This window comes from Chthoniobacter sp., assembly GCF_040003245.1.
Classification (GTDB): domain Bacteria; phylum Verrucomicrobiota; class Verrucomicrobiia; order Chthoniobacterales; family Chthoniobacteraceae; genus Chthoniobacter.
This window is the reverse complement of record NZ_JBDUCX010000177.1, coordinates 1-14,043: the sequence shown is the minus strand read 5'-3', so window position 1 is coordinate 14,043 and position 14,043 is coordinate 1. Positions and strand designations below refer to the sequence as shown.

The window sequence follows — 14,043 nt, the reverse complement described above, 5'->3', positions numbered from 1 at the left end:
GGTCGAGCATGGCCTGGAGCCGCTGGCGTGAGACGTAGCGCTCGGTGTCGCCGTAGATGGCGTCGCTCACCTGCATGTCGTAGGCGGAGATGCTCTTGGCGATCGTGCCCGCGGCGCCGCCCACGCGGAAGAACCAGCGCACCACCTCCTGCCCCGCACCGATTTCCGCCAGCGTCCCGTAAAAGCGGTTATCGAGGTTGATCTTGAGGGCCTTGTTGTGCGTGTCCATGGCCTCGTCCGTTGTCGATGTCATCATGCGGGTCAGTTAAGCAAAGGGGCGGGCGGGCGGCGAGCGCGGATGTGCGACGAGCTGGCGGCAGCGTGAAAAGCGGGTGTAGGGCGCGTGTCCCCACGCGCCGGGCCTGGCGCTGCGAATGTCTCCTTCTCCCGGCGCGTGGGGACACGCGCCTTACACCTCGGCGCTACCAATCCTTCGAACGCAGCTTCTTGATCTTCGACCGGCGCTTCTTTCCCTCGAGGATGCGCTCTTTGACCCCGCGCGGACGCTTCGCATTCTGCCGCCGCTTTTTGGCAATCTCCGACCGCACCGCGGCGCGCTCCGCCCGGCGCCGCTCCTCGATGGCGTCCAGCAAACGGGTCCAGGCGAGCTGGCGGTTCATCGATTGGGAGCGCGAGTCCTGCACGTTGACGGCGACACCGGTCGGGATGTGGCGCAGTTGCACCGCGGTCGAGACCTTGTTCACGTGCTGCCCCCCGGGGCCGGAACTGCGCGAGAATTTCTCCTCGAAGTCCGCCGCATCCAGGCGCAGCCGGGCCAGCCGCGCGGCTTTTTGCGTGTGAAAATCGGACGCGGGTTTCATCTCGGTGTTTCTAGTTTTAAGCTTTAAGTCTTAAGTGACGAAACACTTAAAACCTGCGACCCACACGGCCATGATTCTCTCCAATGCCCGCCTCATTTTCGCCGATCGCCTGGCTCGCGGCCACGTGCGCGTCACGGATGGCAAGATCGCCGCGCTCTCCGATCAAGCGCTGGAGCCACTCGCCGGCGAACCGGTGATCGATCTCGGCGGCCAGTTTCTCGCCCCGGGATTTATCGACATCCACGTTCACGGCGCCCAGCGGCGAGACGCGATGGAAGCGAGCTCCGAGGCCTTTGCCGCGATCTGCCGGCATCATGCCCGCGGCGGCACGACCGCGCTGACGCCTGCCACGGTCACCGCGACGAGCGAGAGCATCCTGCGCGTCTTGCAAGCGGCGCAGGAGTACCGCCGGCAGCCGTCCGGCGACGGTGCGCAACTGCTCGGCATTCACATCGAGGGCCCATACTTTTCCAAGGAAAAGCCCGGGGCGCACCGGCTCGACTTGATCCGCAACCCCCAGCGTGCGGAATGGGAGCCATGGCTCGCCTTCGATGGGCTGGTCACGCAAATGACCGTGGCGCCCGAATTACCCGGCGCGCTCGAACTCTTCGAGGAACTCGCCGGCCGGGGCATCATTCCCAGCGGCGGCCACAGCGATGCGTGGGACGAAGACGCCGCCGCCGCTTTTGCCCACGGCATGCGGCACGCCACGCACACGTTCAATTGCATGTCCACCGCGCGCCGCCGCGGGCCGTACCGCGTGGCCGGTCTGCTCGAGTTCGTCCTCAGCGAACCGGAAGTTCTTTGCGAATTGATCGCCGACGCGCACCACGTTTCTCCGACGCTGATGCGCATGCTCTATCTCGCCAAAGGGCCCGACGGCATCGTGCTGGTCACGGACGCCGCGGCCGGGGCCGGTCTCGCCGACGGCGAGACGTTTCAGCTCGGCGATATTGCCTGTGTCGTGCGCGGCGGGGTCAGCGTCACCGCGGATGGCCAGACCCTGGCCAGCAGCACTGCGGGCATGATCGATCTCGTGCGGAACATGGTGCAACTCGTGGAAATCTCGCTCGTCGAGGCCGTGCGCATGGCCACGTTGAATCCCGCCCGCGCCTTGCGCTTGGAAGCGCGGAAGGGCGTGCTCAAGGTCGGGGCTGAAGCCGATCTCGTCAGCTTCACCGACGACTTCCAGGTCACGCACACCTTCGTCGGCGGCCGCAACGTGCTTTAGGCGCCGCTCACTTTTTGACGCCCACCACCACGAGGACCACGCCACCCGCCAGCGCTGCCAGACCGAGGATCGGAGGCAGGGGCACCGAGTGCTCCTTTTCTACGTTGGCGTCGACTTTCAGCGGGCCGAGGTCCACAACCCGCTTTTGTTCATGCGTGGTGAAATTAAAGCCGCCGTAGGCCAGAGCGATCACACCGACGATAATCAAAAGGATGCCAACAATGGTCGCAGGTTTCATAACTCATGTATGGAATCGCGCGCACGCGGCGTTTTGGCCGGGTCTCCATTGGCTCCATTGGCTCCATTGGCTCCATTGTGAAATACCGCATATTAAGGCCCTAAAATCGCTATTTCACTTCTCGCGCATCAGTTGCCGCGCCTGATTCGCCGCGCCGTCCAGCCCATTGAGCGCGCGCAACCGGCCGTGGCTGTCCAGCAGCCACACCGTCGGCACCGCGTTGATGCCCAGCCCGCGCACCAGCGGGCTCGTCCAGCCCTTCCCATCCCATGCGATCGGCCATGTGATGCCGCGCGTTTTGAGCAGGTCCATGACCGTCTCTCGCTTGATATCCAGGGCCACTCCCACCACGCGAATGCTGCCTTGCGGAAGCTGCCCGACTTCCTGCTGGAGCTTGCCGAGCGCGGCCATCGCCGGCGGCGAACTCTGCGCGAAGAAGATGACGAACACCGGTCGTCCCGCGAGACCGGCGATGCTGATTTCCTGTCCCTGCACCGAGGTGAAACTGAGCGGCACCTCCTGCCCGACCAAGTGCACCCGCCGCAAGTCGTCGGCGATGCGGGCTTTCAGGTCCGGATTGGTCGCGATGGCTCGCGCATCGTCGAGGAGCGCTTCCTTGAGCTTGGGCTGCGTGTCGAAAAGCGTCGCCACCTCGGTCAACAACGCCGCCAGCCGCCGGTCCGTCGGATACTCGGTCTGGAAGCGTCGCGTCGCCGTCAGGAGCTCCTCGCGCGCCGCGGGGTCGGTGCGCGTCAGCGAGCGCATCATCCGCGCCAGCTTGGCGAACTTCAGCTCCGGCAATTGCTCCGGCGTGGCCGTCTTTTCCAAGGCGTCGAGCATCCGCTTCGAATCGACGCGCAGCTTCTCGGAGCCCTCGAAATCCGCGCGGATTTGCAGCAGGCGCGCCAGGCGAAGCTGCGCCTCGAAGACATGCGTATCCTCCGGATGCGCCGTCAGGAACGCGCGCAGCGCCTTTTCCTGCCTGGCGAGATGACTCACCACCAGATTGCCCGCCGCCTCGGCGGTATCGGGCTGCCCGCCCGGCCCGGCATCGAGCGCGACCACCGCCTGCCAGTCTTCATCGACCGTTCCGGCCAGCACACCGGCGCACGTCCCGGCGAGGATCGCGGCCGCGATCAGACCACTGCGAAGCTGGCTGGAAAGGCGTTTCATGGTCGGTTCGAGGGAATGATTGTCGCATACACCGGCCGGTGATCGCTCGCGTCGTTCCAATAGGCGGAACGATACACGCGCGGCGATCCGGGGGCGACCTCGCGGTGCAAGGCCGGGCTGACGAAGATGTAGTCGATGCGGGAGTAGAGATCGGCCGCCTTCCAGTATTCGGTCCAGGTGTCGCCCAACTCGTCCCGGGCGGGCAGGGCGGTCATGTACGTCTTGCCGCGCGCCCCGGTGATTTCGTGATAGGACGGCTCGTTCTTCAGGTCATTGAAGTCCCCCAGGCAAACGAGCCGCACCGCGGGGTCGGCCGCGAGGATCTCATCGAGATGCTTGCGCAGGAGCAGCGCTTCATTCCGGCGCACGAGTGCCTCACCCTCCGGTGTCGGCAACTTCGATTTCAAATGCGCGCCCACCACGCGGAGTTGGTAACCGCTGGCGATCTGCACGGTCACGTCCAGAAATCCCCGGCGCACCTTCTCCGGCCTGCCGGCCAGTTCAAAGGACACGTTGGTGAGCGATTGCCGCGCGACGATCGGAAACCGGCTGACCAGCGCGAGATGCCGCTCGCTGTCCAGCGCCTGCACATACTCAAAGTCCCGGTAGCCCAAGCCGGCGCCCGCGAGCCGTCTCTTGAAATCCTCGAACCGTTCGGGCTCGCCCATTTCGCACACGCCGAGGATGTCCGGGTTGATGTCCTTGATCACCTGGACCACGGCATCGATGGCCTTTTCCGCTTTCGGCCGGCTGCGCCGCCCGCCGGTCTCGGCCGCGACGGCTTCCTCGCCGAGATAGTTCTCCACGTTGTAAGTGGCGATCACTACGGCTGGCGGGTTCGCCGCCATCAACGCCCCCAGCGGCAGCCGGAAGGCGAGCAGCAGGGCAAAGAACCGGGGGAGTCTCATGCCGCGAAATGGAAAAGGGCTCGCCCGGTAAAGGCGAGCCCTAATCGAAAAGTGGACTACGTTCTCTTAAGAGACGTGCGTGTGCGGCGTTTCCGACGTCTGCTCGGCGTGCGGGTCATGCACGTCATGCGGCACCTCATGCGCGATCTCCGACACCGGCTGGTCGAGCTTCGCGGCCGGCGCTGGTGGGGCGGCTGGCTCCACGGGACGGGTCACTTCGCGCTCAAATTCATCCTTGGCCTTGGTAAATTCACGCACCGCCTGACCCATGCCGCGGGCGAGTTCGGGCAGCTTCTTCGCACCGAAAAGAAGCAGGACGATAAGCAGGATGATGATGAGATCCGGCCCTGCGAGGTTGAAAAGGCTGGCGATATTCATAAGGGATTGGGGTTCTGCTTCAACTACACCGGCTTACGGGAAGTTGCAATGGGTCATTCAGCTATCCAGCGGCAGGTCTTTGGTCGCTTCATCCTTGGCTTTGCTGAATTCCCGGATGGCTTTGCCCATCGAACCGGCCAGCTCCGGCAGCTTCTTGGCTCCGAACAGGAGCATGACGATGACCAGGATGATGATGAGGTCCGGCCCGGCAAGGTTGAAGAAAGTGGCGATAATCATAGGTTACTGGGGTTGAGGTTCGCCGCCCGCACGGTGCAGGCAGAATGCGATGGTCTCTCAGTATCCGGCGGGAGGGCGGTTTGTTAGCGGAGAATTTGCGGCCTACAGAGGAATGAGGCGCTTCTTCTACGGCATCACCGCCGCCGCTTCCTGTGGGCTCGGCAATCCCCACGCCTTCCATTTCGCCTCGTACTCGGCCCGGGGCAGCAGGGCGTAGTGCGGGTGCTTGTCGGCGTGCAGCCAACGGATCAGCTTCACCAAATCGTCCTCGGCCATGGTCGTGCAACCGGCGGTCTTGCGGGTTGGGCCGCGCCGGATGTGAAAGAAGATGGCGCTGCCGGCATTGGCCGCCGGCGGATCGGAGTTGTGGCGGATCTCCACCAGCCAGCGATAGGCGAAGTCGCCATGCCGCATCTTCTGCTTTTCAAACCACGGCGGTGGGTTGGCTGGGTCTGGAATGGTCACGTGCTTGTTATAGTCCGGCGACGTGATGTCATCGACCCATGCATCGCCTGCACCCACGGTATGAAAGGGATACTTCGCGCCGGACGGCAGGCTGGGATCGTAAGTATAGATCGTGCCGATCTTGAAGACCCCCGCCGGTGCGCGGCCGTCGTGTTCCTGCTTGTGCGTCCCGGGTTCATCGGTGCCGAGCACGCCGCGTCCCCACACCAGACCGTTCTTGCCATAGAGCACCGGGATGGCCGGCGCGGAGGCCTTCCACGCGCCATTCGTCTTTTCGAAAAGCTGCAGCTTGCCGGTCGAGGCATCCCAGTCCGGGGCCACGCTGACGATCAATTGCTGCACCGAGGAATCGAGTCCCGCGCCGAAGGTCTTCACCGCGACCACCAAGGCCATGACCCAAAGGCCAAACGCACGCTTGCTGGCACGGATTCTCTTTCTCATCATCGAGTACTTGAAAAAATTAACGCGAACCGGAGCCGTGTTGCTGATCATGGCGGCGACTCTTCTCGTTTACTGGCCCGCGCTGCGCAATGGTTTTGTCTGGGACGACACCGCGCTCGTCCTGCGCGATCCGCTCATTCGCAGCTGGCGGCTCATCCCCGAGGGCTTTCGTCACTTTCTCTTTCTCGACGCCACGGCGTCCAATTTCTACCGCCCCATCCAGCGCCTGAGTTTCGTCTTCGACTATCAGGTCTACGGCTTCGACCGGCCCTGGGGCTGGCACCTCACCAGCATACTCATTCACGCCGGCGCTGCCGTGGCACTTTTCTTTGCGGCGGAACGGTTGCTCGCGGAGATGGCTGGCCGACTGGAGTCAAGGAACCGCTTGAGTATCGCCTTCGGCGTGGCCGTCATCTGGGCGATTCACCCCCTGCAAACCTCAGCCGTCACGTATGTCGCGGGCCGGGCCGATCCGCTCGCTGCCCTCTTCGGCTTTACCGGCCTCGCGCTCGGTCTTTCCAGCCGCGCCTGGCCGTGGAAGCTCGGCGCGGCGGTTTGCTTCTTTCTCGCCATGCTCTCGAAAGAAAGCGGCATCCTCTTCCTGCCTCTCTGGTTGCTCATCCTCGCGTGGCGACCGGAAACACGGCGCGCCTTGGTTTCGTGGGGGCTGATAGTCATCGTCCTCGTCGCCGCCTATAGCGGGTTGCGTTTCACCTCGGAGAAGGTCGCGCCCCCTGCGGCGCCGCCCACCCCCGCCGCCATCCGCCCGATCCTCACCGCTCGCGCCTTCGCCGGCTATGCGGGCCTGCTCGTCGCCCCGGTCACCTTGCGCATGGAGCGTGACGTGACGACCCGCCCGCTCGACACCCCGGAGGCCACCTTCCGGCAGGCCCGCGCGCTCGAATTCCAGACGCTCGCCGGGGTGCTTCTGCTCATCGGTTTCATTTTCTGGATGAGGTATTGCCTCCGTCGCGAACCGGCCGCGGCCCTTTGCCTCGCCGCGTTTGTCATCGCGTATCTGCCGATCAGCAACCTCCTCCCCCTCAACGCCACCATTGCCGAGCACTGGCTCTACGTGCCCGGCGCATTTCTATTTTTGGCGGTCGCGCTCACGCTCCAGCGGGTCCTCCAGCGGCCTGCCGTCCTCCTCATCGCCGGGTGTTGGGTCCTCTTTCTCGGCGTCCGGACATTCGTGCGGCAGGCCGACTGGCATGACCAGCGCACCTTCATCGAGCGCACCATCGCTGCGGGCGGCAATTCCGCTCGCATGCTGATGAACCTCGGCAATGTGGAGTTCACCGCGGGTCATCAAGACGCCGCCCTGGCTCTATATCGTGAGGCCCTGCGCCACACGCCCGATCAGCCGATCATCTGGCTCGGTTACGCCAGCATCCTCCTGCGTGCGCACGATCTTCCCCACGCAAAGGAAGCCCTCGAACACGCGGAAACTTCGCCGCTGCTCGCGGCCGATTGCCTTTCCCTGCGCGCCTCGATGGAAGCCGCCGAATCCAACCACGATCCCGGCGAATTGCTCCGTCAAGCCGTCGCCGCCGCGCCGGACAACTGGGGCATTCGCCAGCGCTACATCGAATACCTGCGCGAGCGTTCCGGATCGCCGGAGGCCTTGCGCGAACTGCGCGGCTTTCTGCAGCAACATGATTTTCGCGCGGACTCGTGGCGCCTGCTCTCCGCGTTGCTCGACGAGCAGCAGCAGCCGGATCTCGCCGCCGCAGCCCGGCGCGAAGCCGCCCGCCGCGACGTGCGCGAGGCGGAACATTGGCATCTCGTCAGCGCGCCTTCACACGGAAACGTGCGGTAAAAGTTTTAAGCCACGAAACCGACGAACCAAATGAAAAGGGGCTCTTCCTTTCGTCTATTACGATTGTTTCGCGGTTTCCCATTCAAAACTCGCTGGCCACAGCCGCGAAACCGTTCGACTTGTCTGTCCGTATCCATAAAACGCACATCTCTTCCATGACCGCCAAACCCCACAGCGCGCTCATCATCGTCGGCCACGGTTCCACCGTGAACGCCGATTCCAGCACCCCGACCTTCGACCACGCCGCCGAGATCTCCCGGCGCGGCCTCTTCGGCGAGGTGTACTGCGCGTTCTGGAAAGAAGAGCCCAGCCTCCGCCAGGTGCTGCACATGGTCGATGCCGACGACATTTACGTGGTCCCGAATTTCATCAGCGAAGGCTACTTCACGCGCACCGTCATCCCGCGCGAACTCGAGCTCGCCGGCCCCGTCACGCTCCGCGACGGGCGCACCATCAAGTACTGCGAGCCGGTCGGTAATCATCCGCGCATGACCGAATTGCTGCTGCGCCGCGCGGCGGAAGTCGCCCCGGGCATCCCGCCGGAAGGGACGAGCCTGTTCATCGTCGGCCACGGCACGGACTTGAACGACAACTCCGCCGCGGCTGCCAAGCGCGAAGTGCAGCACATCGCATCGCGTGGAATCTACGGCGAGGTGCTCAATGCCTACATGGAGGAGGAACCGCTCATCTCCAAGTGGGACGAATACGCCTCGCAACCCAACGTCATCGTCGTGCCTTTCTTCATCGCCGACGGACTGCACAGCTACGAGGACATCCCGGTGCTGCTCGGCATCGCCGCGGAATCGACCGGCGCGGCCAGTGCCACGCAAAAGGAAATCTTCCGCCACAATCCCTACCATCTGCGCGGCCGCTCGCTCTACTACGCCAGCGCCATCGGCACGGAACCGCATTTCGCCGACGTGATCCTCGAGCAGGTGGCGGCTTTCGACGCCGCGCACTCGGCGGCCGCTCTCGCATGATGCAGAATCTCACGCAAACCCTCGCCGACTGGATTGCGGGCGGTGGCCGGGAGATGGGCGAGCTTCATGTCGAACCACTCGAAAACGGCTTTATCCTGCATCATGCGGATGACGCCCTGCTCTGCGAGGTGGTCTGCCTCCAAGGTGCGGAAGCGGCGCGCGAACTCGCCCACTACGACGATGCCGGGCAGTTCCGTCCGCTGAAGACCGCGCCGAATCTTCGCCATGGCTGGCGCCTGCACCTCGCCGATCTCACCGAGCTGCGCCGCGCGCTCGATTATTTCTATCCCGCGATGCTCGGCGTGTGGCTTGGTCTGCAGCGCGGCCGGCTCGTGACCGTGCCCTTGCGGGAAACGCTCGCCCGGCAGACCGGCATGTACGCGGTTACGAAAAAAATCACCGATGCGCAGGCGCAAACGATGATCGGTGGGTTCTGCCGCAGCGATGGCGGATGCGTGAAGCGCATCCTCTGGACCATCGCCCCCGGCGTGCCCATCACCTCGCTGCCGGTGGAGAAATTCCAATCCGCCGCCCCGCCGCAGCGGCTGCCCTTGCTCTGCCACGAAGCCTGCAATCTGCTCGTCGCGAAGGCGCGCGAGATCGTCAAGAAAAGCGAGGCGCCCGCATGATCATCCGCGCCCGCCAGGTGGTCACCATGGATGGCCCGCCGATCGAAAACGGCGCGGTCGCCATCGAGGGCAATCGCATCGTCGCCGTCGGCCCGGTGCTGGATCTCGGCGAGCAGGTCCTCCTCCCCGGCCTGATCAACGCGCACTGCCACCTCGACTACTCGATGATGCGCCACGCCATCGCCCGCCCCAAGCAATTCACCGCCTGGGTCCAGCGCATCAACGCCCTCAAGCGCAGTCTCGACAGCGCGGATTACCTCGCCGCCATCCGGCGCGGCTTCGCCGACCTGCAGAAATGGGGCACCACCAGCGTCTGCAACATTGAGGCGTTCCCCGAGCTCATGACGCGGCTCGGTCCCTCGCCCGTGCGCACCTGGTGGTTTTATGAAATGATCGATATCCGGCACCGCATCACTACCGATGACGTGGTCGCCGGCGCCCTCTCCTTCTTTCAGCATCGCGCCAACTCGCTCGACAGCTTCGGCTTGAGCCCGCACGCGCCTTACACCGCTTCGCTCAATCTTTACCAGCTGGCCAACGCTTGCGCGTCGTCCTTCACCATGCCGCTCACGACCCATGTCGCCGAATCCACCGAGGAGTTCGACATGTTTCGCCACGCCGGCGGCGTCCTCTACGATTTTATGACCTCGCTTCAGCGACCCATGAGGGACTGCGGCGCCACCACGCCCTTTGGCCATTTGTGGAGCACCGGCGCGATCGACTCGCAATGGCTGCTCGTGCACATGAATACCTTGCTCGAGGAAGATTTCCAGTTGCTCGCCGAACTCCCGCGCGGCGCGGGCCCGCACGTCGTCCATTGCCCCGGCAGCCACCGCTATTTCAGCCACCCGCCTTTTCCCGCGCGGCGTCTGCACGAACTCGGCGTGAACCTGTGCCTCGGCACCGACAGCCTGGCCAGCACGGATTCGCTCAGTCTGTTCGAGGAGATGCGCATGCTCGGCGCGGTCGAGCCCTGGCTGCGTCCGGAAGAATTGCTCCGCATGGTCACCGTGAACCCCGCGCGCGCCTTACGGCGCCGTGGCCAACTCGGAAAAATCGCCCCCGGCGCACTCGCCGACTTGATCGCCGTGCCCGCGCCCGGTAGCCTCGGCGGCGTTTACGAAGATATCGTCAATCACGACGACCCTGTTTCCTGGATGATGATCGATGGCCAAATCTGCGCGTAGTCTTTTGCTGCTGTTCACCGCCGCCGCCCTCGTGCTGTCGCCGGAAGGCGTCCTCGGCGCGACCAAACGCCGCCGGCCCATCTCGACCATTGCCCCCGACGGCACGCCCGCCCCGCCGCCGCCGACCGCGCCCCTGGACGCCAATGGAGAACTGCAACTCGCCGCCTGGGGCGCCATCGTCCTCGATGCCCTGACCGGCCAGGTCCTCTACGAAAAGAACGCCGACGCGCCGCAATATCCCGCGAGCACCACCAAGATCATGACCGCGCTGCTGGTCATCGAGGAAGGCAACCTCGACCAGGAAGTCGAATGCGACCTCGAAGACAGCAAGGTTGGCGAGAGCAGCCTCGAGCTCAAGCCCGGCCAGCGTTACACACGGCGGCAGATGCTCTATGGCCTGATGCTCAAGAGCGCCAACGACGTGGCCCACGCTCTCGGGCGCGACAACGCCGGCTCCATCGAGGCCTTCGCCGAGAAGATGACCCGCCGCGCCAAGGAACTCGGCGCGCAGAACACCCACTTCGTCAATCCCAACGGCCTCCACGATCCCGCGCACTACACCACCCCGCGCGACCTCGCGCTCATCGCCCGCGCCGCCATGCAGCAGCCCTTTTTCCGCCAGGTCGTGAGCACCCGCGAATACAATTGGACGGTCGCCGGCGCCGTCAATCCCCTGCACAATCACAACCGCCTCCTGGACCGCTTCCCCGGCTGCACCGGCGTGAAGACCGGCTACACCATCCCCTCCCAGCAGGTCCTCGTCAGCGCCGCCATGCGCGGCAATCGCGAAGTCATCTCCGTGGTCATGCACACCGACAAGCCCGGCATCTGGAACGATAGCATGCTCCTCCTCAGCTACGGCCTCGACCGCCTCACCGAGGCCACCGCGACCACCTCCACCGGGCACTAGCTTCCCCGGGTTGGCAGGTAGGCACGCGCTTCGAGGCGGGGAAGACGGTATGGGAACCTATTCCGGGTAGGACGATAGCCGGGGGCGGCTCCGCAGCACCATGCTATACCCACAAGTTGCGAACCAACGTCCGGTGCTGGGCCACTTCGCGGATCGGAGTTCGTTAGCGCTGCTGGCTTCCCGCGATCTCGAGTGCGGTGTGATGGCTGGTGATCGGTCGGGCGCGCGCCAGGACACAACGAAAGCCGTAGTAGCTGTGGCGACTCGCGGGCAGGTCGTGCATGCGGTAGGACGATAGCAAATAGGTCCGGGAGCCGACACTCCACGAGCCTCCGCGTAGCACGCGGTCCTTCTGCAATGAGTCATACCAGTCTTCGCACCACTGCCATACGTTGCCCCCGATATCGCAAAGCCCAACCGCGTTGGCCGGGAAACTGTCCACAGGCGAGGTGGTCGGGTAGCCGTCCGTATAGTTTTCCATCCACGGCTCCTTGGGGAAGGCCTCGTGCCATGCGGAATCGGCGTAGTTCCCCACCTTGGCCCTGGCCGGCGGAAAGCCAATGCCCCACGGGTAGTCGACGACGTTCTTTCCGCTTTTCTCGGCCGGTGTCGCCCCGGTCTCGGCCGCCAGGCCGACCGCGTGGCTCCACTCCTCGTCCGTGGGCAGCCGATACTTCGCGCCCTCGGGCAACTGGCCAGCGGCGGTTTCCTTTTCCGTGAGCCACTGGCAGAACGCCTGCGCTTCCTCCCAAGTGACGGCCACCACCGGGTGCTCCAGCTCGCGACCCGCCGGGATGCCGTCCTTTTGCTGGCTGGTCCACGCTTCGTCTATTTTGGTCGTGCGCGCGTAAGCTGCGTAGTCCTTCACCCGCGTGGGCCAGCGGCAGAACAGCGCATTGGTGCCCGGCACCGGCACGAACTCCTGCCCCATCGTGTTGACCCAAGGCGCATCCTTCGTTGCGCCGGTCAGGCTGCCAAACGGAGTGGCCGCCAATGAAGGGGAGCGGGGGCGGGTCGCTGCCGCCGCCGACCGGGTCTCCGCCGCTGCGCCGTGTTTCCACGGTTCAAAATAAACGAGCACACCCGCGGCAACGACGAGCCCGGCCAAGCTGGCGAGGAACGGTATTTTCCGCGCCAGCGGAGTGACCCCTTTTGGAATGATGGAGCCGGGTCGCCGGTGGTGAGGCACGATACGGGCGATCTGCGTTTGCATCTCGATCGCGGTGGAATAGCGCTTGTCGCGGTCGGACTGCAGAGCCCGGTCGACGATGCGGTCGAGGCGCTTGTCGAGGCCGGGCACGGCCTGCGAAGGCGGGTCAAAGCGGCCGCGGGGGACGACCCCCGTGAACATCTGGTAGAGCATGACGCCGACCGCGTAGAGGTCTGCGCGGTGGTCGACATGCGCGTGGGCGCCGATCGCCTCGGGCGCCATGAAGTCCGGTGATCCCATTGTCACATCGCTGGCCGTGAGCGTTTCGGGCTCTGCCCAGGCGAACTTCGCCAGCCCGAAGTCGGCCACCTTCACCTGTCCCTCGGTATCGATCATCACGTTCGAAGGCTTGATGTCGCGGTGAATGACGCCGTGAGCGTGAGCGTAAGCCAGCGCCTCGCAAACCTTCGCGGTGATGGCGAGCGCATTTTCCGGCGCCAACCGGCCTTGCGCGGCGAGCATCCGTTGCACATCGGTGCCGGCGATGAAATCCATGACGAAGTAGAGCATCCCGCCCGCCGTCTCGCCCGCATCATGCACCGCCACGATCCCGGGGTGACTGAGTCGCGCCATGGCCTTGGCCTCTCGCTTGAAGCGCTCGGCGAAATCCCCGCTGCGTTGGTGGATATCGGCGGGCAGGACTTTGATCGCGACCAGCCGGTCCAGGCTTTTCTGCCGGCCCTTATAGACCGCACCCATCCCTCCGCGTCCGGCCATCTCGAGGATCTCAAATTGCGGCAGCCCGCGCTGGAGTTCCTCGACCGTGGGCGGGACCCAACGTCGCAGGTCAGCGCCCGGGGGCTTGGAATCGATCACCGTCAGGGCGAGAAGCTCGCCGGCAGGCAACTCACCGCATTGGGGGCAAGGGGGCGATTTCCGAGTGGTGTCTGGCATGGGTCCGGGTCAGAAGAACAGAGCTCTGGGAGAGAGGCGGAACGCGGCAGGGAAGTCAATGGAGAGTGCCGCTCCGTTTACCTGTTTATATTGCTGGCCGATTCTTGCGCGCAAGCTTGGAACGCGCAGTGACGGAGGGCATGCCGTTCCCGACAGGCCCAAGCCCCCGCCGCGAACGGTCCTTCTGGCGGATGGGCCGGCGCCGTCTTTTCCGGCTCGGCGAGCACCGCTTTCCCCGCCTTCGGCTTGGGAATACCGAAGGTCTTGCCCAGCCAATCAAGAGAGATGATTCCGCCGGCGCCAGCGCCGGCGAGGGTCGAGATCCATTGGGCGCGGGCGGTGAGATTGTCTTCCGTGCGTTCGTGGAAGGTGAGGGTGGGGGCTTCGTCGGTGTCGCCGTAGTTGAGGCGGAGGACGGAGGGGATGAGTTGTTGTTCGATGACTCCGGCGGCGAATTTCGCGGCGGCGTCGATGATGCCCGAGCGGACATCGGCGTGCACCTGGCCGAGGGCGTGGCTGCCG

15 protein-coding genes and 1 pseudogene are annotated in these 14,043 nt (G+C 64.7%); 6 read left to right on the top strand and 10 right to left on the bottom strand.

The features are described from left to right. Positions 1 to 256 (bottom strand): annotated as a pseudogene (locus ABJF10_RS21485) (TonB-dependent receptor); the annotation flags it as partial. A 166-nt stretch (positions 257 to 422) separates the two neighbouring features. Further along, positions 423 to 821 carry a peptide chain release factor-like protein gene (locus tag ABJF10_RS21480; RefSeq protein ID WP_348546661.1) on the bottom strand — a complete coding sequence of 133 codons (399 nt, stop codon included), beginning with the start codon at positions 819 to 821 and terminating at the stop codon, positions 423 to 425. Positions 822 to 891: 70 nt separating this feature from the next. Between ABJF10_RS21480 and nagA the strand changes: the two genes are divergently transcribed. Then, positions 892 to 2,052 carry an N-acetylglucosamine-6-phosphate deacetylase gene (gene nagA / locus ABJF10_RS21475; protein ID WP_348546660.1) on the top strand — a complete coding sequence of 387 codons (1,161 nt, stop codon included), beginning with the start codon at positions 892 to 894 and terminating at the stop codon, positions 2,050 to 2,052. 7 nt (positions 2,053 to 2,059) lie between these two features. On the opposite strand, the gene ABJF10_RS21470 is transcribed toward nagA, so the two are convergent. The 6 genes from ABJF10_RS21470 to ABJF10_RS21445 form a co-directional block, all read right to left on the bottom strand. Beyond that, a complete protein-coding gene (locus tag ABJF10_RS21470; protein ID WP_348546659.1) occupies positions 2,060 to 2,290 on the bottom strand; it encodes a DUF3185 domain-containing protein in 231 nt (76 codons plus the stop codon). Between the two features lie 114 nt (positions 2,291 to 2,404). Further along, on the bottom strand, positions 2,405 to 3,463 hold the full coding sequence (locus ABJF10_RS21465) for a TlpA disulfide reductase family protein (RefSeq protein ID WP_348546658.1): 1,059 nt from the start codon (positions 3,461 to 3,463) through the stop codon (positions 2,405 to 2,407). Next, positions 3,460 to 4,371 (bottom strand): endonuclease/exonuclease/phosphatase family protein, encoded by a 912-nt coding sequence (locus tag ABJF10_RS21460; RefSeq protein ID WP_348546657.1) that lies wholly within the window; start codon positions 4,369 to 4,371, stop codon positions 3,460 to 3,462. Before ABJF10_RS21460 ends, ABJF10_RS21465 begins: the two co-directional genes overlap by 4 nt. A gap of 66 nt (positions 4,372 to 4,437) precedes the next feature. Next, positions 4,438 to 4,749 carry a twin-arginine translocase TatA/TatE family subunit gene (locus ABJF10_RS21455; RefSeq protein WP_348546656.1) on the bottom strand — a complete coding sequence of 104 codons (312 nt, stop codon included), beginning with the start codon at positions 4,747 to 4,749 and terminating at the stop codon, positions 4,438 to 4,440. A 57-nt stretch (positions 4,750 to 4,806) separates the two neighbouring features. Then, positions 4,807 to 4,986 carry a twin-arginine translocase TatA/TatE family subunit gene (locus ABJF10_RS21450; RefSeq protein ID WP_348546655.1) on the bottom strand — a complete coding sequence of 60 codons (180 nt, stop codon included), beginning with the start codon at positions 4,984 to 4,986 and terminating at the stop codon, positions 4,807 to 4,809. Positions 4,987 to 5,112: 126 nt separating this feature from the next. Continuing rightward, positions 5,113 to 5,895 carry a L,D-transpeptidase family protein gene (locus tag ABJF10_RS21445; RefSeq protein WP_348546654.1) on the bottom strand — a complete coding sequence of 261 codons (783 nt, stop codon included), beginning with the start codon at positions 5,893 to 5,895 and terminating at the stop codon, positions 5,113 to 5,115. 34 nt (positions 5,896 to 5,929) lie between these two features. Here ABJF10_RS21445 and ABJF10_RS21440 point away from each other — a divergent pair, with 34 nt between their 5' ends. The 5 genes from ABJF10_RS21440 (at position 5,930) to ABJF10_RS21420 (ending at position 11,417) form a co-directional block, all read left to right on the top strand. Further along, on the top strand, positions 5,930 to 7,711 hold the full coding sequence (locus tag ABJF10_RS21440) for a tetratricopeptide repeat protein (RefSeq protein ID WP_348546653.1): 1,782 nt from the start codon (positions 5,930 to 5,932) through the stop codon (positions 7,709 to 7,711). Between the two features lie 155 nt (positions 7,712 to 7,866). After that, positions 7,867 to 8,691, top strand: coding sequence for a CbiX/SirB N-terminal domain-containing protein (locus tag ABJF10_RS21435; RefSeq protein ID WP_348546652.1), 825 nt, complete (start codon positions 7,867 to 7,869; stop codon positions 8,689 to 8,691). Next, the gene (locus tag ABJF10_RS21430; protein WP_348546651.1) at positions 8,688 to 9,320 is read left to right on the top strand and encodes a DR2241 family protein; all 633 of its coding nucleotides are present in this window, start codon (positions 8,688 to 8,690) and stop codon (positions 9,318 to 9,320) included. The genes ABJF10_RS21435 and ABJF10_RS21430 overlap by 4 nt, the downstream gene beginning before the upstream one ends. Next, complete coding sequence (locus ABJF10_RS21425) at positions 9,317 to 10,507, top strand: amidohydrolase family protein (RefSeq protein ID WP_348546650.1); 1,191 nt, start codon at positions 9,317 to 9,319, stop codon at positions 10,505 to 10,507. Before ABJF10_RS21430 ends, ABJF10_RS21425 begins: the two co-directional genes overlap by 4 nt. Continuing rightward, a complete protein-coding gene (locus ABJF10_RS21420) occupies positions 10,488 to 11,417 on the top strand; it encodes a D-alanyl-D-alanine carboxypeptidase family protein (RefSeq protein ID WP_348546649.1) in 930 nt (309 codons plus the stop codon). The genes ABJF10_RS21425 and ABJF10_RS21420 overlap by 20 nt, the downstream gene beginning before the upstream one ends. Positions 11,418 to 11,580: 163 nt before the next feature. Here the strand turns inward: ABJF10_RS21420 and ABJF10_RS21415 are convergent, their stop codons facing one another. Together ABJF10_RS21415 and ABJF10_RS21410 are read right to left on the bottom strand one after the other, a co-directional pair. Beyond that, a complete protein-coding gene (locus tag ABJF10_RS21415) occupies positions 11,581 to 13,521 on the bottom strand; it encodes a bifunctional serine/threonine-protein kinase/formylglycine-generating enzyme family protein (RefSeq protein WP_348546648.1) in 1,941 nt (646 codons plus the stop codon). A gap of 77 nt (positions 13,522 to 13,598) precedes the next feature. Further along, positions 13,599 to 14,043, bottom strand: a 445-nt coding sequence (locus ABJF10_RS21410) for a DUF935 family protein (RefSeq protein ID WP_348546647.1), incomplete at its 5' end; no start/stop codon positions are given.